The 22486-nt window shown below is 67.5% G+C and carries 23 protein-coding genes and 1 tRNA gene; 5 read left to right on the top strand and 19 right to left on the bottom strand.

Translation table 11 applies throughout. The features are described from left to right. Positions 1 to 20 precede the first annotated feature (20 nt). The 5 genes from pth to WB461_RS06030 all read right to left on the bottom strand — a co-directional run bounded on the left by pth (position 21) and on the right by WB461_RS06030 (position 4002). Complete coding sequence (gene pth, locus WB461_RS06050) at positions 21 to 623, bottom strand: aminoacyl-tRNA hydrolase (RefSeq protein WP_423851855.1); 603 nt, start codon at positions 621 to 623, stop codon at positions 21 to 23. After that, a complete protein-coding gene (locus WB461_RS06045) occupies positions 598 to 1257 on the bottom strand; it encodes a 50S ribosomal protein L25/general stress protein Ctc (RefSeq protein WP_423851820.1) in 660 nt (219 codons plus the stop codon). The genes pth and WB461_RS06045 overlap by 26 nt, the downstream gene beginning before the upstream one ends. 199 nt (positions 1258 to 1456) lie before the next feature. Beyond that, positions 1457 to 2425, bottom strand: coding sequence for a ribose-phosphate diphosphokinase (locus WB461_RS06040; RefSeq protein WP_423851854.1), 969 nt, complete (start codon positions 2423 to 2425; stop codon positions 1457 to 1459). A gap of 1 nt (position 2426) precedes the next feature. Continuing rightward, positions 2427 to 3890, bottom strand: coding sequence for a bifunctional UDP-N-acetylglucosamine diphosphorylase/glucosamine-1-phosphate N-acetyltransferase GlmU (glmU, locus tag WB461_RS06035; RefSeq protein WP_423851819.1), 1464 nt, complete (start codon positions 3888 to 3890; stop codon positions 2427 to 2429). A gap of 30 nt (positions 3891 to 3920) precedes the next feature. After that, positions 3921 to 4002: transfer RNA gene (locus tag WB461_RS06030), tRNA-Gln, on the bottom strand. A gap of 577 nt (positions 4003 to 4579) precedes the next feature. Here WB461_RS06030 and WB461_RS06025 point away from each other — a divergent pair. Next, the gene (locus WB461_RS06025) at positions 4580 to 5182 is read left to right on the top strand and encodes a hypothetical protein (RefSeq protein ID WP_423851818.1); all 603 of its coding nucleotides are present in this window, start codon (positions 4580 to 4582) and stop codon (positions 5180 to 5182) included. Continuing rightward, complete coding sequence (locus WB461_RS06020) at positions 5179 to 5679, top strand: RNA polymerase sigma factor (protein ID WP_423851817.1); 501 nt, start codon at positions 5179 to 5181, stop codon at positions 5677 to 5679. Before WB461_RS06025 ends, WB461_RS06020 begins: the two co-directional genes overlap by 4 nt. Positions 5680 to 5840: 161 nt before the next feature. Here WB461_RS06020 and WB461_RS06015 read toward each other — a convergent pair whose 3' ends face one another. Next, positions 5841 to 7178, bottom strand: coding sequence for an amidase family protein (locus WB461_RS06015; RefSeq protein ID WP_423851816.1), 1338 nt, complete (start codon positions 7176 to 7178; stop codon positions 5841 to 5843). Between the two features lie 69 nt (positions 7179 to 7247). Between WB461_RS06015 and WB461_RS06010 the strand changes: the two genes are divergently transcribed. Both WB461_RS06010 and WB461_RS06005 read left to right on the top strand, forming a co-directional pair. Then, positions 7248 to 7736, top strand: a complete 489-nt coding sequence (locus WB461_RS06010) for a MarR family winged helix-turn-helix transcriptional regulator (protein ID WP_423851815.1) — start codon at positions 7248 to 7250, stop codon at positions 7734 to 7736. Between the two features lie 79 nt (positions 7737 to 7815). Continuing rightward, positions 7816 to 9600, top strand: coding sequence for an ABC-F family ATP-binding cassette domain-containing protein (locus tag WB461_RS06005; RefSeq protein ID WP_423851814.1), 1785 nt, complete (start codon positions 7816 to 7818; stop codon positions 9598 to 9600). A 13-nt stretch (positions 9601 to 9613) separates the two neighbouring features. Here the strand turns inward: WB461_RS06005 and WB461_RS06000 are convergent, their stop codons facing one another. The 6 genes from WB461_RS06000 to rsmI form a co-directional block, all read right to left on the bottom strand. Next, complete coding sequence (locus WB461_RS06000) at positions 9614 to 10531, bottom strand: 4-(cytidine 5'-diphospho)-2-C-methyl-D-erythritol kinase (protein WP_423851813.1); 918 nt, start codon at positions 10529 to 10531, stop codon at positions 9614 to 9616. A gap of 68 nt (positions 10532 to 10599) precedes the next feature. Continuing rightward, positions 10600 to 11493: a 16S rRNA (adenine(1518)-N(6)/adenine(1519)-N(6))-dimethyltransferase RsmA gene (gene rsmA / locus WB461_RS05995; protein WP_423851853.1), complete on the bottom strand. Its 894-nt coding sequence runs from the start codon at positions 11491 to 11493 to the stop codon at positions 10600 to 10602. Further along, on the bottom strand, positions 11469 to 12593 hold the full coding sequence (locus WB461_RS05990) for a transglycosylase family protein (protein WP_423851812.1): 1125 nt from the start codon (positions 12591 to 12593) through the stop codon (positions 11469 to 11471). The genes rsmA and WB461_RS05990 overlap by 25 nt, the downstream gene beginning before the upstream one ends. 61 nt (positions 12594 to 12654) lie before the next feature. Next, positions 12655 to 13521, bottom strand: coding sequence for a TatD family hydrolase (locus WB461_RS05985; protein ID WP_423851852.1), 867 nt, complete (start codon positions 13519 to 13521; stop codon positions 12655 to 12657). Then, entirely contained in the window at positions 13521 to 15101 is a 1581-nt protein-coding gene (metG, locus tag WB461_RS05980; protein WP_423851811.1) for a methionine--tRNA ligase, read from the bottom strand. Before metG ends, WB461_RS05985 begins: the two co-directional genes overlap by 1 nt. 32 nt (positions 15102 to 15133) lie before the next feature. Next, the gene (gene rsmI / locus WB461_RS05975; protein WP_423851810.1) at positions 15134 to 15961 is read right to left on the bottom strand and encodes a 16S rRNA (cytidine(1402)-2'-O)-methyltransferase; all 828 of its coding nucleotides are present in this window, start codon (positions 15959 to 15961) and stop codon (positions 15134 to 15136) included. Between the two features lie 34 nt (positions 15962 to 15995). Here rsmI and WB461_RS05970 point away from each other — a divergent pair, with 34 nt between their 5' ends. Next, positions 15996 to 17558 carry a dolichyl-phosphate-mannose--protein mannosyltransferase gene (locus tag WB461_RS05970; protein ID WP_423851809.1) on the top strand — a complete coding sequence of 521 codons (1563 nt, stop codon included), beginning with the start codon at positions 15996 to 15998 and terminating at the stop codon, positions 17556 to 17558. Between the two features lie 6 nt (positions 17559 to 17564). Here WB461_RS05970 and WB461_RS05965 read toward each other — a convergent pair whose 3' ends face one another. The 7 genes from WB461_RS05965 to WB461_RS05935 all read right to left on the bottom strand — a co-directional run. Then, positions 17565 to 18179: a TetR family transcriptional regulator gene (locus WB461_RS05965; protein WP_423851808.1), complete on the bottom strand. Its 615-nt coding sequence runs from the start codon at positions 18177 to 18179 to the stop codon at positions 17565 to 17567. Next, positions 18176 to 19387, bottom strand: coding sequence for an NAD(P)/FAD-dependent oxidoreductase (locus WB461_RS05960; protein ID WP_423851807.1), 1212 nt, complete (start codon positions 19385 to 19387; stop codon positions 18176 to 18178). The genes WB461_RS05965 and WB461_RS05960 overlap by 4 nt, the downstream gene beginning before the upstream one ends. A gap of 5 nt (positions 19388 to 19392) precedes the next feature. Continuing rightward, positions 19393 to 19560 carry a rubredoxin gene (locus tag WB461_RS05955; protein WP_309967252.1) on the bottom strand — a complete coding sequence of 56 codons (168 nt, stop codon included), beginning with the start codon at positions 19558 to 19560 and terminating at the stop codon, positions 19393 to 19395. After that, complete coding sequence (locus WB461_RS05950) at positions 19557 to 19802, bottom strand: rubredoxin (protein WP_423851806.1); 246 nt, start codon at positions 19800 to 19802, stop codon at positions 19557 to 19559. Before WB461_RS05950 ends, WB461_RS05955 begins: the two co-directional genes overlap by 4 nt. After that, positions 19799 to 21001 (bottom strand): alkane 1-monooxygenase, encoded by a 1203-nt coding sequence (locus WB461_RS05945; protein ID WP_423851805.1) that lies wholly within the window; start codon positions 20999 to 21001, stop codon positions 19799 to 19801. Before WB461_RS05945 ends, WB461_RS05950 begins: the two co-directional genes overlap by 4 nt. A 186-nt stretch (positions 21002 to 21187) precedes the next feature. Beyond that, entirely contained in the window at positions 21188 to 22084 is an 897-nt protein-coding gene (locus WB461_RS05940) for a type II secretion system F family protein (RefSeq protein ID WP_423851804.1), read from the bottom strand. Position 22085: 1 nt separating this feature from the next. Next, positions 22086 to 22486, bottom strand: a 401-nt coding sequence (locus tag WB461_RS05935) for a type II secretion system F family protein (protein WP_423851803.1), incomplete at its 5' end; no start/stop codon positions are given.

The following is a 22486-nucleotide window of genomic DNA, read 5'->3' as shown; positions in this document are numbered from 1 at the left end:
GGTGCGCGGCACAGCAGCGATCAGCGGTTGAACTCACCTTGCGTCTGCTGAAGTCCCACCGTGATGAGGCTCTCGACGGCGTCCGCGGCCTCCTCGACGTAGGTCGGGAGATCCTTGCGCTCGACTGACGTGTAGGGCTTGAGCACGAAGTCATGGACGCTCTGACGGCCCGGCGGTCGGCCGATTCCGACGCGGATCCGGTGGAAGTCTCCCGTGCCGATCGACTGTCGGATCGACTTGAGCCCGTTGTGGCCGTTGTCGCCACCGCCGAGCTTGACCCGCAGCATGCCGAAATCGATGTCGAGCTCATCATGAATCACGATCAGGTTGGCCGGCTCGACGCCGAAGAAGGTCAGCAGCGTCGAGACCGGGCCACCGCTCTCGTTCATGTACGAGCGCGACCGGCCCAGGACAGCGCGCTCGCCAGCGAGCCGACCCTCCACGACGTCGGCACGCCCGGACTTGTGCTTCTTCCACGAACCACCGGCGCGAGACGCGAGGACGTCCGCGACGAGATACCCGACGTTGTGCCGGGTGCTGGCATACGTCGGGCCCGGGTTGCCGAGCCCGACGATCAACCAGGTCACTCGACCACGATCATTCAGCCGAGTCGCTCTCCGCATCATCGGCGGGAGCCGCGGCCTCTTCGGCGTCGGTGGCCTCGTGCTCGATGCCAGCCTCAGTCTCGGCGAGCAGCAGCTCGGCCTCGACCTGCGCCTCGCTGGGCGCTGCGACGATGTTGACGATCAGCAGCTCGGCATCGACCGCGAGCGACGATCCGGACGGCAGCTCGATGTCGCTGGCGTGGATCTGCGCGCCGCCGTCGAGTCCCTCGACCGAGACCTCGAACGACTCGGGGATGTGGGTCGCCTCGGCCTCGACCGAGATCGTCGCGTTCTCCAGCATGACCAGGTTGCCGCTGATGGCTTCGCCGACCAGGTTGATGCGGACGTCGACGACGACCTTCTCGCCCTTGCGGACGATCAGGAGGTCGGCGTGCTCGATGAATCCCTTGAGCGGGTCGCGCTGGACCTGCTTGGGGATCGCGAGATGCTTCTCGCTGCCCAGGTCGATCGTCAGCAGCGCGTTGGAGTTCTTCAGCGCCAGCATGAGCTGGTGTCCCGGCAAGGTCACGTGGACCGGGTCGGTGCCATGTCCGTAGAGGACTGCAGGCACCTTGTCGTCGCGACGGATCCGGCGGGCGGCGCCCTTGCCGAACTCAGTACGTGTCTCGGCGGGGATCTTGATCTCGGCCATGGGAAAATTCTCCTGGGATTGGTGCGTGAATCGAAAAATGGGTGGTCATCCCTGGCGGGCGCTCAACACAGCACTCCTGTGGAGCACCCTGTCGATCACGGTCCGATGGACCCTCGCCGAGGCAACCGGGTAAGTCTATCGCAGCGGCCCGGGCGGACGAAATCCGTCGGCGCCGCCCTGCACGCACCGTCCGACCGCCTCAGGACTTGAACAGGGAGGTGACTGAGCCCTCTTCGAAGACCGCGGCCGTGGCCTGGGCCAGCAGCGGCGCGATGGAGAGGACGGTGAGCTTGTCGAATCGCTTGTCGTCCTCGATCGGGAGCGTGTTGGTCACGATGACCTCGCACGCCGTGGAGTTCTTGAGCCGGTCGACCGCCGGCCCGGAGAAGACCGCATGCGTCGCGACGATCACGACGTCCGCGGCGCCGTTGGCCATCAACGCCTCGGCAGCCTGCACGATCGTGCCGCCGGTGTCGATCAGGTCGTCGACCAGGATGCAGACCCGGCCCTCCACCTCGCCCACGACACGGTTGGCCTTGGACTCGTTGGGCTTGCGGGGGTCGCGCGTCTTGTGGATGAAGGCCAACGGCGCCCCGGAGAGAGCCGCGGCCCAGGACTCGGCGACCTTGATGCGGCCCGCGTCGGGCGAGACGACCGCGAGCGGCTTCTTGCCGTACTTGCGCTTGACGTGACGAGTCAGGATCGGCATCGCCAGCAGGTGGTCCACCGGGCCGTCGAAGAAGCCCTGGATCTGGGCGGTGTGCAGGTCGACCGTCATGAGTCGGTCGGCGCCGGCGGTCAGGAACAGATCGGCCATCAGTCGGGCCGAGATGGGCTCACGACCCAGGTGCTTCTTGTCCTGACGCGCATATCCGTAGAACGGAAGGATCACCGTGATGCGCTTGGCGGAAGCGCGCTTGAGCGCGTCGATCATGATGAGCTGCTCCATGATCGCCTCGTTGATCGGTGCGGCATGGCTCTGCAGGACGAAGGCGTCGCAGCCGCGCACCGATTCGTCGAAACGCACGTAGATCTCGCCGTTGGCGAAGTCGTACGCCGTCGTGGGGACGACCTCGATCTCGAGGAGGTCAGCCACCTCCTGCGCCAGGGTCGGGTGCGAGCGGCCGGAGAACAGCAGCATGTTCCGCGTCGGCGTGCGTTTGGACAGGCTACTCACCGGGGGCCTCCACAGTTGACTTCGGCTCGGCGTCGCGCGCGGCCTGGGCTGACGGGGTGTCGGGCCGTCTGGCCTTGACCCACCCTTCAATGTTCCTCTGTGCTCCGGCACTGACCGCCAGCGCCCCTGCCGGGACATCCTCGCGGATCGTCGCGCCGGCCCCCGTGAACGCCCCGTCACCGACTGTGACGGGTGCGACGAAGGTGTTGTTGGAGCTGGTCTTGGCGTGCCGGCCGATCGATGACCGATGCTTGTTGACCCCGTCGTAGTTGGCGAAGATCGTGCCGGCGCCGATGTTGGCACCGGCGCCGATGTCCGCGTCACCGACGTAGGACAGGTGCGGCACCTTGGCGTCCTCACCGATCGTCGAATTCTTGATCTCCACGAACGTGCCGATCTTGCCCCCAGCCCCGAGCTCGGCACCTGGACGCAGGTACGCGTATGGGCCGACCGTCGACCGGTCGCCCAGGACGGCGTCCGAGCCGTGCGTGCGGATCACCGTCGCCTCGCTGCCCACCTCGACGTTGCGCAGTGTCGTGTCAGGTCCGATGGTCGAGCCCGGACCGATCACGGTCGCACCCAGCAGCTGGGTGCCCGGCAGGACAGTCACGTCACGACCCAGGGTCACGGCCGAGTCGATCCAGGTCGTGGCCGGGTCGACGATCGTGACTCCTTCGGACATCCAGTGCTCGGTGAGCCGGCGGTTGAGCTCACGGCCCAGCCGCGCAAGCTGGGCCCGGTCGTTGACGCCCTCGGTCTGCCACACGTCCTCGAGCACGTGCGCGCCGACCGGCCGGCCCTCACGGACAGCCTTGCCGACGATGTCGGTCAGGTACAGCTCGCCCTGGGAGTTGTTGGCCTCCAGGCTCGCCACGGCGTGGATCAGGAAGTCCGCGTCGACCGCGAGAATGCCGGAGTTGATCTCGCGAATCCCACGCTCGTCATCCGTCGCGTCCTTGTGCTCCCGGATCGCGGCGACCGACCCATCGGCCTCCCGCACGATGCGGCCGTACCCGGTCGGATCGGCGACTTCGGCGCTGAGGATCGTGACACTCCGGCCAGCTGCACGATGGTCGACCAGCAGCTCCGAGAGCGTCTGGGCCGACAGCAGCGGAACGTCGCCGTAGGTCACCAGCACCGTGCCGCTGGGCCGCTCGGTCAACGACTCCAGCGCCACGCGCACGGCGTGACCCGTACCGTTCTGCTCCTCCTGGACGGCCTGGACGATCGCCGGGTTGTGGGCTGTGATGGCCGCAGAGACCTGCTCGCGATCATGTCCCACGACAGCGACCGTCGTACGCACTCCGGCGCCCGAGACGGCAAGGAGCGCGTGCTCGAGCATGCTGCGGCCGGCGATCTCGTGCAGGACCTTCGCCCGTGCCGACTTCATCCGGGTGCCTGCGCCTGCTGCCAGCACGATCGCGGTGACCAGGGATGGGTTGGAGTTGGTGCTCACCGGGCTCCTTCGTCGACGTGGCACATGTGCTGGCTCCCCGGGTAGGAGTCGAACCTACGTCGCTAGTCCGCATTCAAAGTGCGGCGGGCCCTGCCGGCAGACCAACCGGGGATCGTGCGTTCCCCGACGGGGTCGCCCCACCAGCGTACCGGAGCCAGGCCTCGCGGCGGGCGACGGCAAAGGTCCGGGTGAACGGCAGGATCGTCCCCCACGGACGTGCGGGTCAGGCCTGACGGAGCGCGGCGACCCCGAGCAACTGTTCGTCTGAACCGACCTGTATCGGACGACACTTCGTCGCTGCTCACATTCGACGCCTTTGCCGTTGCACGGGACGGGTTGTCGTGTCACTGTCAGTCATCACTGCAATCCAGCCTCAGGAGCCCTACGTGCCGGAGTCACTCATCCAGCGTTCGTCGCTGCTACGACGACCGTAGCTCCATCGCCGAGCTGGGCGACGGGCCCGGGCTCGGCCATTCGCCGGTCACTGGGCCCCCGGACCGTGGCCACGACAGGCGGCTTCGACCTCGTGCGCCCGACTCGCCGCGGCGATCCGCTGTCGTCTCACCCCGACTCGGTCATTCAGACTCACGAGGCTGAACCACACCCCAGGCCCAGCAGATCGGGATGGACGCAGTCGACACTTCGGGACATGTACTGGGTGAACCAAGCCCACACATGAAGGAGTCATCATGGACCCTCTCGACCAGCATCTCGCCGATTCAGCCCTGCCGGTCCCTATCCGATCGGTCCAGCTGCGCCGCGAGATCGACCTGGTCATAGCCGAGGCCGAACGGCTCGCTCGACCGAACAGCCAGCAGCTGCGTCGCCGCCTCGGCGTGAGCTGGCTGGCCGCGATTGGAGCGCTCACCGTGGGTGCGGCCGCGGCTGGCGCCGGTGGGATCCTGCCTTGGTACCAGGATGCGCCGCTCAACGGCTCGATCGTCACGTCGACGGGTTCGACGTGCGCGTTGACCTTCGGCATCAAAGGCGTCGAGGTCGGCAACAGGCCGGTCGCAGATGCGACGCGCGCGTCGGCGGTAGCGGTGGCCGAGCAGTATCTGGCTGACCTCGACGTGTCGAGCATCGACGTCGCAGCGGCCACCGCGAAGCTACCGCCGCGGGTCACCGAGAACTCCGAGGAGGCAATGGCAGAGACCGTGGACGACTACGAGGCGCGAGCGGTTCAGGCCGCGGTGCAGCGCGGTGTCGACGCCGAGCTCGACGCTCGCAGCCTGCCCACCTCGGCGACGTCGGTGTCAATGGCCAGCTCCTGTGAGGGCGGTGACGAGTGAACGCCGACGAAACTGCCGCCGCGCGCGCTGCCCTGCGTGCGACCTCATCAGACCTGTTGACCTATCTCGTGCGGCGGGTCCCCTCACCTGAGGACGCCGCTGACCTGCTGGGCGAGACCATGCTGACGGCCTGGCGCAAGATCGAGTCGATGCCAGAGGACCCTGAGCGGCAGCGCATGTGGTTGTTCGTGATCGCGGCGAACCTTCTGCGCAACGACCGTCGCCGATCCCGGCGGCGCCTCGAGCTCACCGATCGGCTGCGTAGCGTGCTCTGCACCACGCCTACCCCGCCGGATGACCAGGAGACCCACGCCGTGCGTGATGCGGTGCTCCGCCTGCCCGCCCAGCACCGCGAGCTCGTCATGCTGGTGCACTGGGACGGGTTCAGCATTGCCGAAGCAGCCGAGCTGCTGAGTCTGAACACGTCCACAGCACGCAGCCGGTACGCCGCGGCTAGAGCCAGCCTGCGCGAGGTCTTGATCGACGTACCCGGCTGAGGGTCTTCGTCCGTGATGTTGCAGCGCCCATGGCGGGGCCGACCCGATCTGCGTGGAGACTTTGCGTCTAGGCCGCCGCAAGCACCTCACCAGCTCGACATACGGCCGTGAGCGGTCGTCGACGAACTGCTAGGAGCGATCGGGGTCCCACGCCGCCGGCGTCACCGGGCCGCTTCGAGCTGTCCCGCCAGCGACATCAGCCGGGCGTCATCGCCGGTGCGGGCAATCAGCTGGACGGCCAGCGGCAGGCCGTCGACGGTGCTGCCGGCCGGCATCGACACCGCCGGTACGCCGGCATGGTTCCACTGAGCGGTGTACGGGTAGAACGCATTCATCGACAGCACCGTCGCGAGACCGCCCTTGCCACGCCAGTGCTCGACCGGCACGGCAGGTCCCGACATGACCGGGGTCAGCAGGACGTCGACACCGAGGCTGTCGTGCAGGCCGTCACCGAATGCCGCGCCCTGCCGTTTGGCCCAGGCGACGGCTCGTCGCCCGAACGGCCGCCCCAGTCGCACGATCGCCTTGGTGCGGCGCTCGAGCAGGGAGGGGTCATCCGTGCCGTCGGCAGCCTCGGTGATGCCGGCCAGGTATCGGACCGTCAAAGCCTTGGAGTCGAGCTTGTAGGGGATCTCGACCTCGACCACGGTGTGGCCGGCCGCACGGAGGGTCTCGGCTGTCTCAAGCAGGGCCGCACGGATGCGGGGGTCCAGCGGAGACGGCTTCGTCGCGGCCGCGGCGCTGAAGGACAGACCGATGCGCAGCGGTGCGGGATCGGTGACGGCCGCCTCGCTCAGCGACGAGTCGAACGAACCGAAGGCGTCCAGGAACAGGGCGCTGTCGGCCACCGCGGCCGCGACGCAGCCCTGGGTCGAGAGATCGTGCCAACCACCCGAGCTCGGCATGCTGCCCTGGGTCGGCTTGAAGCCCACCAGGCCGCAGCACGCGGCCGGGATACGAATCGAGCCAGCGCCGTCCGACGCCGTCGCGATACCCACCGCGCCGGATGCGACGAGCGCCGCCGAGCCGCCGGACGATCCGCCAGGGGTGTGCCCCAGGTGGCGTGGGTTGCGCGTGATGCCGTGCGCATCGGACTCGGTGAATCCGAAGATCGCCAGCTCCGGCAGGGCCGACTTGGCCACGATGACCATGCCGGCCGACCGCATCGCGGCGACGAGCTCGGTGTCGTCCGCAGCAGGGCGAGACATCGCGTTGCTGCCCTTGCCGGTGACGGTGCCACCTATGTCCATGTCGTCCTTGACCGCGATCGGAATGCCCAGCAGCGGCCCGAGCTCGCCGGCGGCACGTCTGCGGTCAGCCTCGTCGGCCGCAGCCAGCGCCTGGTCGGAGTACACCGCGACGCTCGCATTGATCGCCAGATCCGCGACGCGGATCGCCTCGAGCGACGCCTCGGTGAGCTGGCGCGAAGTGACCTCGCCTGAGGCGAGCGCCTCGCTCTGGGTCGTGGGTCCGGCGGCGAGCAGCTCTGTGGGGGTCATGTCCGCGAGCCTACGTGCGTGCCGCCAAACAATCTCGACATCAAGAATCTTGACACCTACGATGGGAGCGTGGAAGACGATGTCGATCGGCTGATCGCGGCGTGGCAGCGGGAGCGTCCCGACATGGACGTGTCCCCGATGCACGTGCTGAGCCGCATCACCCGACTGGCGCTCCACCTCGACCGGGCTCGTAAGCAGGCCTTCGCGGACCACGACCTCGAGACGTCCGAGTTCGACGTGCTGTCGGCACTGCGTCGCTCCGGCGAGCCGTACCAGCTGTCCCCGGGGCAGCTCGTCCAGGAGACGCTGGTGACCAGCGGCACCGTGACCAACCGGGTCGATCGGCTCGTCGGCAAGGGCCTGGTCCAGCGCCTTCCCGATCCCGCGGACCGACGCGGCGTCCAGGTCAGGCTGACCGGGCCGGGGCGCGTCGCGGTCGATGGAGCTCTTGATGCGCTGCTCGCGCACGAGCAGGACCTGCTGGTGGGCCTGTCCCGCGAGGACGCCGCCACTCTCGCGCAGTCGTTGCGTGTCCTGTCGCACCCGTTCGACCACTGAAGCAGCTCCGCCACCGCCATCTGTGCGCACACAGGGACACGTGGTCAATCAGATGCGCGAAGCCGCCTAGACTTCTTCGGTGGCACATCTACTCGGCGTCGAATCCATCGGCCTGGACTTCCCTACCAAGACCGTCTTCGAATCCGTGACGATCGGCATCGACGAGGGCGATCGGATCGGCATCGTCGGTCGCAACGGCGACGGCAAGTCGACCCTCCTGCGCATCCTCGCCGGTCGCATGGAGCCAGACTCCGGCCGCGTCACGACCCGTGGCGGCGTCCACATCGGCATGCTCGACCAGACCGACACGCTCGACCAGACGCAGACCGTCGGCCACGCCATCGTCGGTGACATGGAGGACTACGAGTGGGCCGGTGACGCCAAGATCCGCGACGTCATCGCCGGCCTGGTCTCCGACATCGCGTGGGACGCGACGATCGGCAACCTCAGCGGTGGCCAGCGTCGGCGAGTCGCGCTGGCCGCGCTGCTCGTCGGCGACGACGACGTCCTGTTTCTCGACGAGCCGACAAACCATCTGGACGTCGAGGGCATCACGTGGCTCGCGGGACACCTGCGCACCCGGTGGTCGGCCAATGCCGGCGGCCTGCTGGTCGTCACGCACGATCGCTGGTTCCTCGACGAAGTGTGCAATGCGACCTGGGAGGTCCACGACGGCATCGTCGAGCCCTTCGAAGGCGGTTACGCCGCGTACATCCTGCAGCGCGTCGAACGCGACCGGCACGCCTCGGCGACCGAGTCCAAGCGACAGAACCTCATGCGCAAGGAGCTGGCCTGGCTGCGGCGAGGTGCACCCGCCAGGACGTCCAAGCCCAAGTTTCGGATCGACGCGGCCAACGAGCTCATCGCGAACGAGCCGCCCCCGCGCGACCCGATCGTGCTGAAGCAGATGGCGACCTCACGCCTGGGCAAGGACGTGGTCGACATCCTGGACGTCAGCGTCTCGTACGACCACGAGGTGCTCCGGCACGTCGAGTGGCGGATCGGACCGGGCGAGCGCACCGGTGTCCTCGGCGCGAACGGTGCCGGCAAGTCGACGCTGCTGGGCCTGGTCACCGGCAAGGTCGAGCCGACCACGGGGCGGGTCAAGCGCGGCAAGACCGTCAAGGTCGTCACGCTGACGCAGGAGCTCGACGAGCTCAAGGACGTCGGATCCGACCGGGTCAGCGACGTCGTGGGACGCCAACGTACGGCCTACGTCTCCGGTGGCAAGGAGATGACGCCGAGCCAGCTGCTGGAGCGACTCGGCTTCTCCAACGAGCAGATGGCGACGCCCGTCCGTGATCTGTCCGGCGGCCAGAAACGTCGACTCCAGCTGCTGCTGATCCTGCTCGACGAGCCCAACGTCCTGGTGCTCGACGAGCCCACCAACGACCTCGACACCGACATGCTCGCCGCGATGGAGGACCTTCTCGACTCGTGGCCCGGCACGCTGCTGGTGGTCTCGCACGATCGCTACCTGCTCGAGCGCATCACCGATCAGCAGTACGCGATCCTCGACGGACACCTGCGTCACCTGCCCGGCGGCGTCGACCAGTACCTGCGGCTGCGCAAGGAGCAGGACACCCCTGCCGCCTCCAACCCCTCCACCGCGGGTCACACGGCCTCCGCATCGAAGCTGTCGAGCGCCGAGCTCCGCAACACCAAGAAGGAGATCGCGTCGATCGACCGCAAGATGGAAAAGCTGTCGGCCCGCATCGACGCACTGCACGTGGAGATGGCTCAGCACGATCCCACCGACGGTCCAGGCCTGCTGGAGCTGACCCGGTCCGTCCAGGAGCTCGAGGCCCAGGTCTCCGTGCACGAGACGCGCTGGATCGAGCTCAGCGAGCTCGTCGACGGCTGACCGCCTCGGCGGCTCAGATGATCCGGGCGCCGGGCACGGGCCCGCGGGACTGGACCACGTCCGCACAGCCCGAGGCGCTGCTCAACGCGATCGCGATGTCGAGGCTGTGCTGCTCGTCCGAAGCGAGGAACAGTGCCGTGGGACCGGAGCCCGAAAGAATGGCCCCGAGGGCGCCCGCCTCGATGCCGATCTCAAGGGTGTCCTGCAGCTCGGGCCGCAGTGACAGGGCGGCCTCGGTCAGATCGTTGGACAGCGCGTCGCCCAGCGCTTCGGCGTCTCCGGCGCGGAGCGCGGCCAGCAATGCATCGGGAACGACCGGCTCGGGCACCCCGGGTCCCTCGTTGATCCGGTCGAACTCGGCGTAGACCGCCTTGGTCGACAGTCCTTCATGCGCCATCGCGAAGACCCAGTGATAGGACCCGCGGGCCAGGACCGGGCTGATCGTCTCACCGCGACCCCCGCCGATCGCGTTTCCGCCGTGCAGCAGGAAGGGCACGTCACTGCCCAGGTGGGCGGCGATGGGCTCGAGGTCGGCGCGGGACAGCCCCGTGCCCCACAGGTCGTTGCATGCCACCAGTGCAGCGGCTGCATCGGCCGAGCCGCCGGCCATTCCTCCCGCGACGGGGATGACCTTGCGGATCGCGAGATCGACCCCCGCAGTCGCTCCGGTGGCCTCGCGCAACAGGCGGGCGGCGCGCACCGCCAGGTTGTCGTCGTCCTCGGGGACGAAAGCCATCTCGGCATGGACGTCGAGCTCGCTGTGCACCGCGACGACGATCCGGTCGTCGTCGCGCACAGTCGCCCGCACCTCGTCGTGCAGGTCGACGGCCTGGTAGACCGTGGCGAGGTGGTGGTACCCGTCCGGGCGGACGGGGCCGACACCGAGGCACAGATTGATCTTGGCGGGGACCCGGACGGCGGTGGTGCTCACGCGTTCAACCTAGTGGCACAGGCGCGAGCGTGGGACACCCCGGCTGAACTGCCTGCGCGGCGACCGCCTCAGGCAGGCGTGAGCGTCTGGCCCAGCCGGAAGAACTCCTCGACACCGAGCTGCTCGCCCCGGGCCTGCGGTGAGATACCTGCTGCCACGAGAGCTGCTTCGGCGGCCGGGCCCGATCCGGCGAGCTCGGCGAGGGCTGCACGCATCGTCTTGCGCCGTTGTGCGAAAGCGGCATCGACGACCGCGAACGTCCGTAGCCGCTGCTCCTCGTCGCCGGGTGCCTCGCGTCGCGTCCAGGCCACCAGAGCAGACTCGACGTTCGGCATCGGCCAGAACACGTTGCGGCCGATCGAGCCGGCAAGTCTGACGTCGGCGTACCAGGCCGCCTTGACGCTCGGGACACCGTACGTCTTGGTGCCCGGCCCGGCGGCGAGCCGGTGCGCGACCTCGGCCTGGACCATCACGAGTCCCGTGGCGATGGTCGGAAACCGCTCGAGGAAGGTCAGCAGCACCGGGACCGACACGTTGTAGGGCAGGTTGGCCACCAACGCTGTCGGAGTGGGGCCGGGAAGCTCGGTGACCCGCATCGCATCGGAGATCACCAAGTCGAAATGAGTCACCTGATCGGGCGCATACTCCGCGATGGTCGACGGAAGCTGAGCCGCGAGCACCTCGTCGATCTCCACTGCCGTGACGTGCGCCGCGACCTCCAGCAGACCCAGGGTCAAGGAGCCGAGGCCGGGGCCGATCTCGACCACGACGTCATCGACGCCGACACCGGACGTGCGCACGATGCGCCGCACAGTGTTGGCGTCGATGACGAAGTTCTGCCCGCGCTGCTTGGTCGGACGGATGCCGCACGACTCAGCCAGGCGTCGGACATCAGCGGCTCCGAGCAGCCTGCCGGGCTTGGGCGTTGGCGAGTGCGTCAGTTGAACCTCGCGTGGGCACAGCCCCACTGGCCCCAGCCCGAGCGGGCCTGCAGGATCTTGGCGTACTTGATCTGGGTCTCGCGGCTGTTCTGGTGCGGGAGACCCGGACCGCCGACGCTGTGCCAGGTCGCGGCACTGAACTGCAGACCGCCGTAGTAGCCGTTACCGGTGTTGATGCTCCAGTTGCCACCAGACTCGCACTGGGCGATCTTGTCCCACACGCTGCCGGACGGGACGGAGTTGGTGCCGTGCTTCTCGATCTGCGGGCGCGGGTCGGACAGCGATCGGGAGACCAGCACGATGCGCTCGCGTACCTTGCCGTCGGCGTAGACGAGCGTGACCTTCTCGGACTTCTCGCCGGGCTTGCCCGCCTGCACGATCGTCTTCTCACCCCGCGCCGCGCTGGGATCCTTCTGGACCCTGACGGAGTATTTGATCGGCACCGTCACGGTCTTCGTGACCTTCTTGATGCGAACGACCCGCAGGTCGGAGTCGGGCTTGACGAAGGCGTCCTTGCCGGGCTTGACCTCGTCATCGGAGTCCATGCTGACGTTCGCGGATTCCAGCACTCCGGCGACGGTCGGCTTGGCGGACGTGACGGTCTTCTTCTTGCCGTCGGCGATCACGGTCAGCGACTTGGGGCTGCTGACGACGAGCTCCATGCCCTCACGCGGGATGACGGAGCCACTCTTGGCGGAGATGTACGCGTCCTTCTGCGGCTCGACGCCGAGGGTGTCGAACGTGTCGGCGACGGTCCGGTCGTAGACCGTGTGCTCGGTGACGGTGCCGTCAACGGCAAGGGTCACTGGCTTGGCGTACGACACGGTTATCTTGTCACCGTCGGAGAGCGCGGCCGATGCGGGCTTGCTCAGTCGGTCGCCGGGGTGGACCGTGACGTTCTTGGCTTCCAGGACGTCGGAGACCTTGTCCCCGAACGTGCGGATGGTGTCGCTCTTGCCGTCGACCGTGAGGGTGACGGTGTGGCTCAGCACGCCGTAGGCGGCGGTACCTCCAGCGACGATGAGAACGATCGCGAGGTTGAGAGCGATGAGCGGCAACGACTTGCGGTTGCGGCGTTTTCCGGAGATGGACGGGGTGTTGTCAGTTGAAGCTGAAGGCACAGAATTCCTTGACAGTCGGTGACGGGGCCGACTTTCAACCATAACGACGCCCTTTCCTAGGTCAAATCCTCTGGGGCCAGGCACCTCCGAAGGCGCGATCGGTGTTGGCATCGATCGCCCGGCACATCTCATCGACCGTTTTGCCTGCAATTCCAGACATGAATCGCACCGTGAGCGGGATCAGAAATGAAGCATTTGGCTGCCCACGGTGCGGCACGGGTGTGAGGAACGGCGCATCGGTCTCGACAAGGATACGGTCGATCGGGGTGACTCGGAGCGCTTCGCGCAGGTTCTCAGCATTCTTGAAGGTGACGGTGCCGGCGAACGACAGATAGGCCCCGCGGTCCAGACATTCCCGGGCGAAGACCGCATCCCCCGAGAAGCAGTGCATGACCACCCGATCCGGGACGCCCTCGTCGTCGAGCACCGCCAGGATGTCGTCGTGCGCATCCCGGTCGTGGATCACCAGGGTGCGGTCGTGTCGCTTGGCCATCTGGACGTGCGCCCGGAACGACTCGTGCTGAGCCTTCCGGCCGTCTTCGCCGGTGCGGAAGTAGTCGAGCCCGGTCTCGCCGACCGCCCGCACGTACGGAGACCGAGCCAACGCGTCGATCTCGGCCAGCGCGTCATCCAGCTCGCCCCGTTCGTCCAGGCCGGGGGTCTCGTTGGGGTGCAGCGCGACCGCCGCCACGACCGAGTCGTACGCCGCGGCGGTCTGTACCGCCCAGCGAGAGCTCGCCAGATCGCAGCCCACCTGGACCGTACGGGTGACTCCCACCGCGGCGGCGCGGTCGAGCGCCTCGTCGACCGGAATCAACAACCCCGACTCGACCCCCTTGGCGTACGCCGGGTGGTCGAGGTGGCAGTGGTTGTCGACGACCGGAGAGGGCAGGGCCTCGGGGGTCGCGGGCCAACCCTGCGTCAGCATCACTCGGCCGACGCCTCGATGCGCGGGAACAGTGACGCCGGCTTGGTGATCGTGGTGCCTGCCGGCAGCTGCCCCCACGCCGCGACCCTGTCGATCCGCTGGTCGGCGAGCTCACCGAGCACTGGTCCGGCCCCGAGCGAGCCCCACAGGACATTCGAGGCCTTGGGCATGATCGGGTTGAGCACGACGGCGAGCACGCGCAGCCCCTCGGCGGCGGTCGCGAGTATCGTCGCAAGTCGATCACCGGCGGCCTCGTCCTTCGCGACCTGCCACGGCGCCTGCTCGGTCAGGTAGCCATTGAGCTCGTCCACGATCCGCCAGATCGCGGCCAACGCATCCTGCGGAGCGACCGCCTCGATGGCGGCGTCGGCCTCGGCGACGGCCTCGGCCACGACATCGACGACCTTCTGCTCAGCGGCCGTGCGAGCACCTGCAGCCGGGAGGACCCCGCCGAAGTACTTGCCGATCATCGCGGCGACTCTCGACGCGAGGTTGCCGAAGCCGTTGGCCAGCTCGGAGTGATAGCGCGCGCTGATGTCCTCCCACGAGATTGATCCGTCGCTGCCGAAGGTCAGCGCTCGCGCGAAGTAGTAGCGGTAGGCATCCGATCCGAAGGTGTCGACGATCTCGTCGGGACGGATGCCATTGGCCTTGGACTTGCTCATCTTCTGTCCGCCGACCAGCAGCCAACCGTGCGCGAAGACCTGGTGCGGCACGGGCTGCCCGGCGGCCATCAGCATGGCTGGCCAGATGACTGCGTGGAACCGGGCGATGTCCTTGCCGACCAGGTGGATGCTGGCTGGCCACACCGCCTCGAAGCGCTCCGGGTCGGTGCCGTACCCGATAGCGGTGGCGTAGTTGAGCAGGGCCTCGACCCAGACGTACATGACGTGCTGGTCGTCCCACGGGACGCCAATGCCCCAGTCGAAGGTCGACCGTGAGATCGACAGGTCGCGCAGGCCGCGGCTGACGAAGGAGATGACCTCGTTGCGTGCCGACTCAGGCTGGATGAAGGTCGGATTGGCCTCGTAGAAGTCCAGCAGCCGCTGCTGGAAGTCGCTGAGCCGGAAGAAGTAGTTGTCCTCGGTCATGTGCTCGACCCGGCTGCCGTCGAGCTTGGAGACCTTGAAGCCCTCGTCGTCACCCTCGCCCTCGGCGACGTCGTCGTCGCCGACGAACTCCTCGCTGCCGACGCTGTAGTAGCCACTGAACGAACCCTGGTAGACCGCGTCGCGCTCGTGCAGGTCGGTCCAGAACGCTTTCGAACCATCGATGTGCCGCTGCTCGGTGGTCCGGATGAAGTCATCGTTGGCGATGTCGAGCGTGTCCAGGAGCGGCTTCCACTCCTCCTCGACGAGCCGGTCGACCCACGCCTGGGGTGAGACGTTGTTGGCCTGGGCCTTGCGGAGCACCTTCTGACCGTGCTCGTCGGTGCCGGTCAGGTACCAGACGTTCTCGCCGCGCTGCCGGTGCCACCGGGTGATGATGTCGCCCATGACCGTCGTGTAGCCATGCCCGATGTGAGGCGCGTCGTTGACGTAGTAGATGGGCGTGGTGACGTAGAACGTTTCGGCGGGCACGTCCTCAATCGTAGTGGTGGCGCCCCGGACGGTTACGAGTGCGCGGCGTCGTAGACGTCCTTGCGCCGGGTGCCGGTCTCGCCCGCGACCTGCTCGATCGCGTCCTTGCGGCTCAGGCCCTCGGACTGGCGGGCCGTCACCAGCGCGTGCAGGTCCTCGGGGGTGTAGGTCCGCGAGTCTGCCGCGGCTCCACCGACCACGATCGTGACCTCACCACGAACGCCCTGCTCCTGCCCGGCGGCCCACTCCACGAGCTCGCCGAGTCCTCCCCGGGCGACCTCCTCGTAGGTCTTGGTGAGCTCACGACACACCGCAGCCGGTCGTTCCGCACCCAGCACCTCCGCCATCGCCCGCAGCGATGCCTCCGTGCGGTGCGGCGACTCGAAGAACACCATCGTCCTCCGCTCGGCTGCGAGCTCGGTCAGCGCTCGGGTGCGCTCTCCGGACTTGCGTGGGAGGAAACCCTCGAAGCAGAACCGGTCGACCGGCAGCCCGGACACCGCAAGTGCCGTGAGTACTGCCGAGGGCCCCGGGATCGCGGTGACCGCGACGTCGGCCTGGATCGCAGCGACGACCAACCGATAACCGGGGTCGGAGACGCTGGGCATTCCGGCGTCCGTCACGAGCACGACGGTCGAACCGTCGACGAGCATCGCGGCGAGCTCAGGGGTGCGTCGCTCCTCGTTGCCCTCGAAGTAGGAGACGATCCGTCCGCCGATCTCGATCCCCAGCTCGGATGCGAGCCGCTTGAGCCGGCGAGTGTCCTCGGCGGCGACGACGTCGGCCGAGGACAGCACCTGAGCAAGCCGTCCGCTGGCGTCGGCGACCTGACCGATCGGCGTGGCCGCGAGGATGAGCATGCGGCCATCCTGTCAGGTCACCTAGGCTGTCGGAGTGTCACTGCTGGCGAGGGTCCCCGATCGCCTCGGGCGGGTCCCGGATCGGGCGTGGGGGTGGATCGGACCGGTCGCGGTCGCACTCCTGGCCTTCGGCCTGCGGATCTGGAACGTCGGCCGGCCCCGCATCCTGATGTTCGACGAGACCTACTACGCCAAGGACGCGTGGTCGCTGCTCCAGCACGGGTACGTGCGGGACTTCGTCGAGAACGCCAACGACAAGATCGTGGCCGGCGACACGTCCGGGCTGATGACGACCGAGCCGTCATGGATCGTGCACCCCGATGGCGGCAAGTGGGTCATCGCGCTCGGGGAGTGGGCGTTCGGGCTGGATCCGTTCGGCTGGCGCATCGCTGCCGTCGTGGTCGGCTCGCTGACCGTTCTGGTGCTCGCCCGGTTGGTACGCCGGATGACCGGGTCGACCGCCATCGGGTGTCTCGCGGGGCTGCTCCTGGCGTTCGACGGCCTGCACTTCGTGATGTCGCGCCTGGCCTTGGTCGACGTGTTCCTCGCCTTCTGGTTGGTGTGCGGCGTCGCGTGCCTGGTCGCCGATCGCGACTGGATCCGCGTCCGGCTGGACCGGTACCGCCTGGTTCGGCCGTGGCAGCTCCTGGCCGGGCTGAGCTTCGGAATGGGGTGCGCCACCAAGTGGAACGGCGTCTACGTGCTGGCAGCGTTCGGCGTCCTCGCCGTCGGGTGGGAGATTCTCGCCCGGCGCAACGGACCGCCGCGGGACGGGGTACGGCGCCACGGCTGGATCACCACGGCGCTCGTGGTCGGTGGCCCGGCGTTCATCTCGATCGTCGTCGTCGCCGGACTGGTCTATCTCGCGACGTGGACCGGCTTCCTGATCCACCACGACGCGTACGAGGCACGGTTCGGGCGCGGTTACGGCGACTACTCCGCGCCGTGGGGAGCGTATGTCGACAAGCCGACCACCGGCTTCCTCGGCGAGACGCGCGACGCCCTGCGATCGTTGTGGCACTTCCACGTCATGACCTATGACTTCTCCGCCCACGGACTGAACGAGGCCAAGCCGCACCCGTATCAGTCCAATCCGATCGGGTGGCTCGTGATGGAGCGTCCCGTCGGCGTGGAGTACACCGGAGACCTCCCTGCCGACCGGTGCGGCGCCCCGGCCAGCTCGACCTGTCTGCGCGAGGTGCTGCTGCTCGGCAACCCGATTCTGTGGTGGACCGGGCTGCTGGCCCTGCTCGCGGCGATCCCAGCGTGGATCCGCACCCGCCGCTGGCAGTGGGGCGTGCCGGTGGTGGGTGTCCTCGTCAGCTGGCTTCCGTGGTTCCTCAGCACGGGCCGGCCGATCTTCTCCTACTACGCCGTCGTGATGATCCCGTTCACCATCATCGCCATCGCTCTGGTCGTGCACGTGCTCTTTCGCGCCGCCGTGACAGCACGACACCGCTACGTCGTGTGGCTGTTCGCCGGATTCTTCCTGGCCGCTGTCGTGGTGGCGTTCTGGTACTTCCACCCGATCTACACCGGCAAGGTCATTCCGTACGACAGCTGGCACGACCGCATGTGGTTCGACCGCTGGATCTGATGCCGCTCAGGACGCCGGCTGGGCCTGGGCATCGGCCCCGGCCAGCGCCAGACCGACGATCCACGCGATGTCGGAAGCCGCCTCGACCGGCGACTTGGACGGCCGGGTGATCGCAGAGAGGACCAGCCGCACCACGACCTCCACGGCAGTGTCGAGCTCGGCGTCGGTCAGCGGAGTCGGCGGGTAGAGCTCGACCACGCACTGCTTGACGACCAGCACGGCAGATTCGACGATCTCGCCGGACTCGGTCGTCAGGATCTTGAGGAAGTCCGTGTCGTGCTCCTCGGGCAGTGAGCCGACGATCGTCCGGACCAGCAGGCTCTCCTCCCCCATCTGCAGGACGCCCTCACAGGCCGCGCGGATGCCCTCCACGATGCTGGTGCGGGTGGCCATCCGCTCGCGGACCACTCCGAGGAAGCGGTCCAGCTCACGGAGGGCCAGCTGCTCGGCCAGTCCGTGCTTGGTCCCGAACTCGTTGTAGACCGTCTGCCGGCTGACCCCCACCTTGTCGGCGATCCGCGACATCGTGACCGTCGACCACCCGGCGGCCTCGATCGTGTCCTGAGCCGCGTCGAGCAGACGCCCACGGACCGGGCCCGGCTGGCGGACGGTGGCGGTCACGTCGTCGGACCGCCTTCGAGTACAGCGTCGAGACGCTCGCCGGCGGCGATCCATGCCCGCGCCACGCGGACATCCTTTGGCCGGCCGATCGAGACGACCCCGCGGACCACACCGTCTCCCAGCAGGTAGGCCACGAAGTCACGGTCTGCGAGTGACCCGCGCACGACGAGCTCGTGCGAGGCCTCGGGCCAGCCGGCCACCTGGAGCGTGAAGCCGTACTGGTCCGACCAGCACCAGGGGACCTCGACGAACGGGTCGTCCCCGCCGGCCATGACCTTGCCGACCGCGGTCCCATGATTCTGCGCGCCCTGCCAGTGCTCGACCCGGTGTCGTCCGCCCAGGACACCATTGGGCTGGTTGGCGACGTCGCCGGCAGCGTAGATCCCCGGCACGGACGTGCGGCCGTGTGCGTCGACGATGATCCCACCGCCCTGTTCGGGCGGTGCGGTGTCGATGCCGGCCTCCGCTGCCAGCTCGACGTTGGGCTCCATCCCGACCGCCACGACGACAACTGGCGCGGACCACGTCCGCCCGTCGACTGCCCGCACGATGGTCTGAACGCCGTCAGGCTCGACCGCGGAGACCGCGACACCGGTGTGCAGGTCGGTGCCCTCGCTCTTGTGCAGCTCGACATACAGCTCGCCCAGCTCGGGCGGCAGCAGACGCGGCAGCGGCAGCGAGGCGGTCTCGAGCAGTGTCACCTCGGAACCGAGCCCACGCGCGCTGGCTGCGATCTCCGAGCCGATCAACCCGGCTCCGACGATGATGACGTGTCCGCCGGTCAGCTCGGTCTGCAGGCTCGGGACGTCCGACAGGTCTCGCAGCGTTCGCACGCCGGGCGCGTTCCACGGGTTGCGCGCGCGCCCTCCGGTCGCCAGCAGGAGCTGGTCGTAGTGGAGCGGCTTGCCGTCGACCAGCCGCACCACGTGCGCCTCGGTGTCGATCGAGGAGACCGTCACGCCAGTGTGCAGGTTGATCGACTGCTCGTCGTACCACTGCTGCTTCTTGATCCTGATCTCGTCAGCGGTCTTCTCGCCGCGCACGATCTCCTTGGAGACCGGAGGCCGGCGGTACGGAAGCTCGGCCTCCGCTCCCAGCAGGTCGATGTCCCCCTCGTAATCGCTGCTTCGCAGGGCCGCCGCTGCGCTGACGCCCGCGATCCCGGCGCCGACAATGACGGTCCGGTGCGTAGCAGGAGGATTTGTCACGTGGATCAGACCAGCTCGAGCATCGTGAAGTCGGCCTTGGCCGCACCGCAGTCCGGGCAGGTCCAGTCGTCAGGGATGTCCTCCCACTTGGTGCCGGGCGGGATGTTCTCCTCTTCCCAACCCTCGGCCTCGTCGTAGATGAATCCGCACTGCTGGCATTCCCAACGCTTCACGCGTCGTCTCCTCGTCCTCGGTCTTCTGCGGCAATGATGTTGCCGTCCTGGTCGTTGCGTTGAAACTCATCGATCGGCACGAAGTCGACTTGCTCGCGCACCCCGCAGTCGGGGCACGTCCAATCCGGGTCGATCTGGGCGAACGGCGTACCCGCCGGCCAGCCCTCCCGCGGATCGCCCTTCTCCTCGTCGTACACGTACTCACAGTTGGGACAGATGAACTGGTTGCCTCGAGTGCTCATGCGGCCTCCTTTGAGACCTGGCCGTACTTCCGCGCGTATCGCGCGGCCATGCGGGGGTGCACGTTGGCCAGACTCAGATCTCCCTCGTAGTGACGTACGACCCGGTCGTCCATGACCGAGCGCCAGACCTGCGGCACCCAGCTCAGCACGATCATGCCCGCATAGCCCGTCGGCAGCACCGGCGCCTGCTTGAAGTCACGCAGCGCCTGGTACCGACGGGTCGGGTTGGCGTGATGGTCGCTGTGGCGTTGCAGGTGATAGAGCAGCACGTTGGTGCCGATGTTGTTGGAGTTCCAGCTGTGGCTCGGGTTGACTCGCTCGTAGCGGCCGGACTCCAGCTTCTGGCGCTTCATGCCGTAGTGCTCCAGGTAGTTGACCGACTCGAGCAGCCAGATGCCGGCGATGGCCTGCAGCACGAGGTACGGCAGGATCTGCCAGCCGAACGCCGCGATCAGGCCGCCCCACAGGACCAAGGAGAACGCCCAGGCGTTGAGCACGTCGTTCTTGGCCGACCAGTGAGTCTTCTTCTGGCGCGCGAAGCGCTTCTTCTCCAGCTCCCACGCGCTGCGAAGGCTCCCCACCACGGTGCGCGGCATGAACTCCCAGACCGTCTCACCGATCCTGGCGCTCGCCGGATCCTCCGGAGTGGCGACGCGGACGTGATGGCCACGATTGTGTTCGATGAAGAAGTGGCCGTAGAAGGTCTGCGCCAGCGCGATGCGGGCGAACCAGCGCTCGTACTCCTCTTTCTTGTGTCCGAGCTCGTGGGCAGTGTTGATGCCGATGCCGGCCACCATGCCCAGGCCCAACGCCAGACCGATCTTCTGCACGATGGTCAGCGGGTCCTCGATGCCGGGGACCGTCCCGCCACCGAGCAGGAAGGCGCCCCACACGAGTCCGGCGATCTGGAGCGGGATGAAGGCGTACGTCACCCACCGGTAGTAGCGATCCTCCTCGAGCGCCTCGAGCACCTCGTCCGGTGGGTTGTCCGGATCCAGACCGGCGAGCAGGTCGGCGATCGGGACGATCACGAAGACGAAGAACGGTCCGAAATACCACGCGAGGCTCGAGCCGGTGAGCGCGAACAGCCCCCACATGCCCACCGGGATCAGGGGTACGAGCGCTCCGATGATCCACAGGTGACGCTTGCGATCGCGCCACTGGATGATCTCGCCGTCGACGGTTGCCTCGATCGTCATATTTCCTCCTGGCGCGCCCCAGGGAGGGCGCTTTACAGAAAGGTAGCAAATGTAAAGCCAAAGGGCAATGGGGAAATGGGCTGTGGCCCGCGTCTCGTACGGCGGCGACGCGTCGGTTGCGCCTGGGGACGCCAGCATTGCGTCCCGACCTCGTGGGTGACGCCGGTAAGGCGCCGGCTGAGAACTTCAGCCAATCGTCTTCGAGATGTTGATGATGGCTGGGGTCAGGACCACGATGAACAGCACCGGAAGAATGCAGACCAGCAGCGGGAACAGGATCTTCACCGGCACCTGCAGTGCCTTTCCCTCGGCCCGCGCCTTGCGCTTGAATCTGATCTCCCCCGCCTGTGTACGGACCACGGACGAGATCGAGATCCCGTACTGCTCAGCCTGCACGATGCTCTTGACAAATCGGCGCAGGTCGTCCACATCAGTGCGGTCAGCCAGGGCCTGGTACGCCTCGCGCCGACTCATCCCCAGGCGCATGTCCTGCACAGTTCTGACGACCTCTTCAGCCAGCGGGCCTGCCCGTCGTTCGCCGATGCGCGCGAACGCGCCCTCGAACCCCAGCCCGGACTCGATCGCGATACTGACCTGGTCGAGCACGTCGGGGAGCTCGCGTTGGATGATCTCCTGGCGGGCAGTCGCGCGATTCTGGATCAGCACACCGGGCGCTGCGAAGGCGACGAACACGAACACCACGCCAGTCATGAAGCGGACCGTCGTCGCGCCATCAGACACCAGTGCGAAGAAGATGAACAACGCGATGCCGACTGCGACCGTACGGATCGCGATGATCTTGGGTGCCGTCCACCCCTTTGGTCGACCGGCGAGCTGGATCGAGCGATCAAGCTTTGCCAATGAGCTCGGGCGAGCCAGTAGCCGGGTCACCCCTCCGATCGAGGAGTCGGCCCGAAGGGTCGGACCAGCCTCGTCGTCCGACCTCTGCACCGGGGTCGACAACTCGAGCCGCTCGCGGACCGCCTTGCTGGATGTCCCGACAACCTCGAGAGCGATCAGCAACGCGTACAGCGCGCTTGCGACGAACAGTACAGCGAGCAGGATCAGCAGGAGCGGCCCCATGTCAGTACTTCACGTTCGTGATCGCCCGCATCCAGAGACCGCCCACGACGTAGAGCAGCAGCGAGCCGATGAGCAGGACCCGGCCGACACTCGAGGTGAACATCGGCGCCATGTAGGTCGGGTTCAGGATGGAGTAAAAGCCGCCCACCGCAACCGGCAACAGCATGAGCACGACGGCGGAGAACTTGCCCTCCGAGGCGAGCGAAGCGACCTGCTGACGCACTTGATTGCGCTCGCGCATCGTCTGACCGACCCGGTCAAGCACTTCGTTGAGATTGCCTCCGGTGTCACGGTGGACGGCCACGGCCTCGCCGACCCAGAGGAAGTCCTCACTGTCCATGCGCTCGGCGGTCTGCTCAAGCGCCACGACGAGATCACGACCGATCCTGTGCTCGTTGATGA

It is taken from the genome of Aeromicrobium sp. (assembly GCF_049587115.1).
Taxonomy (GTDB): domain Bacteria; phylum Actinomycetota; class Actinomycetes; order Propionibacteriales; family Nocardioidaceae; genus Aeromicrobium.
The sequence above is the reverse complement of the archived record's forward strand: the minus strand, read 5'-3'. Positions and strand labels throughout refer to the sequence as shown.

Bases quoted from the DNA above. Each gene is read 5' to 3' on its own strand.
- pth (WP_423851855.1), bottom strand. From the start codon at position 623: ATGCGGAGAGCGACTCGGCTGAATGATCGTGGTCGAGTGACCTGGTTG.
- WB461_RS06045 (WP_423851820.1), bottom strand. From the start codon at position 1,257: ATGGCCGAGATCAAGATCCCCGCCGAGACACGTACTGAGTTCGGCAAG.
- WB461_RS06025 (WP_423851818.1), top strand. From the start codon at position 4,580: ATGGACCCTCTCGACCAGCATCTCGCCGATTCAGCCCTGCCGGTCCCT.
- WB461_RS06015 (WP_423851816.1), bottom strand. From the start codon at position 7,178: ATGACCCCCACAGAGCTGCTCGCCGCCGGACCCACGACCCAGAGCGAG.
- WB461_RS05985 (WP_423851852.1), bottom strand. From the start codon at position 13,521: ATGCTGACGCAGGGTTGGCCCGCGACCCCCGAGGCCCTGCCCTCTCCG.
- rsmI (WP_423851810.1), bottom strand. From the start codon at position 15,961: ATGCTCATCCTCGCGGCCACGCCGATCGGTCAGGTCGCCGACGCCAGC.
- WB461_RS05950 (WP_423851806.1), bottom strand. From the start codon at position 19,802: ATGAGCACTCGAGGCAACCAGTTCATCTGTCCCAACTGTGAGTACGTG.
- WB461_RS05945 (WP_423851805.1), bottom strand. From the start codon at position 21,001: ATGACGATCGAGGCAACCGTCGACGGCGAGATCATCCAGTGGCGCGAT.
- WB461_RS05940 (WP_423851804.1), bottom strand. From the start codon at position 22,084: ATGGGGCCGCTCCTGCTGATCCTGCTCGCTGTACTGTTCGTCGCAAGC.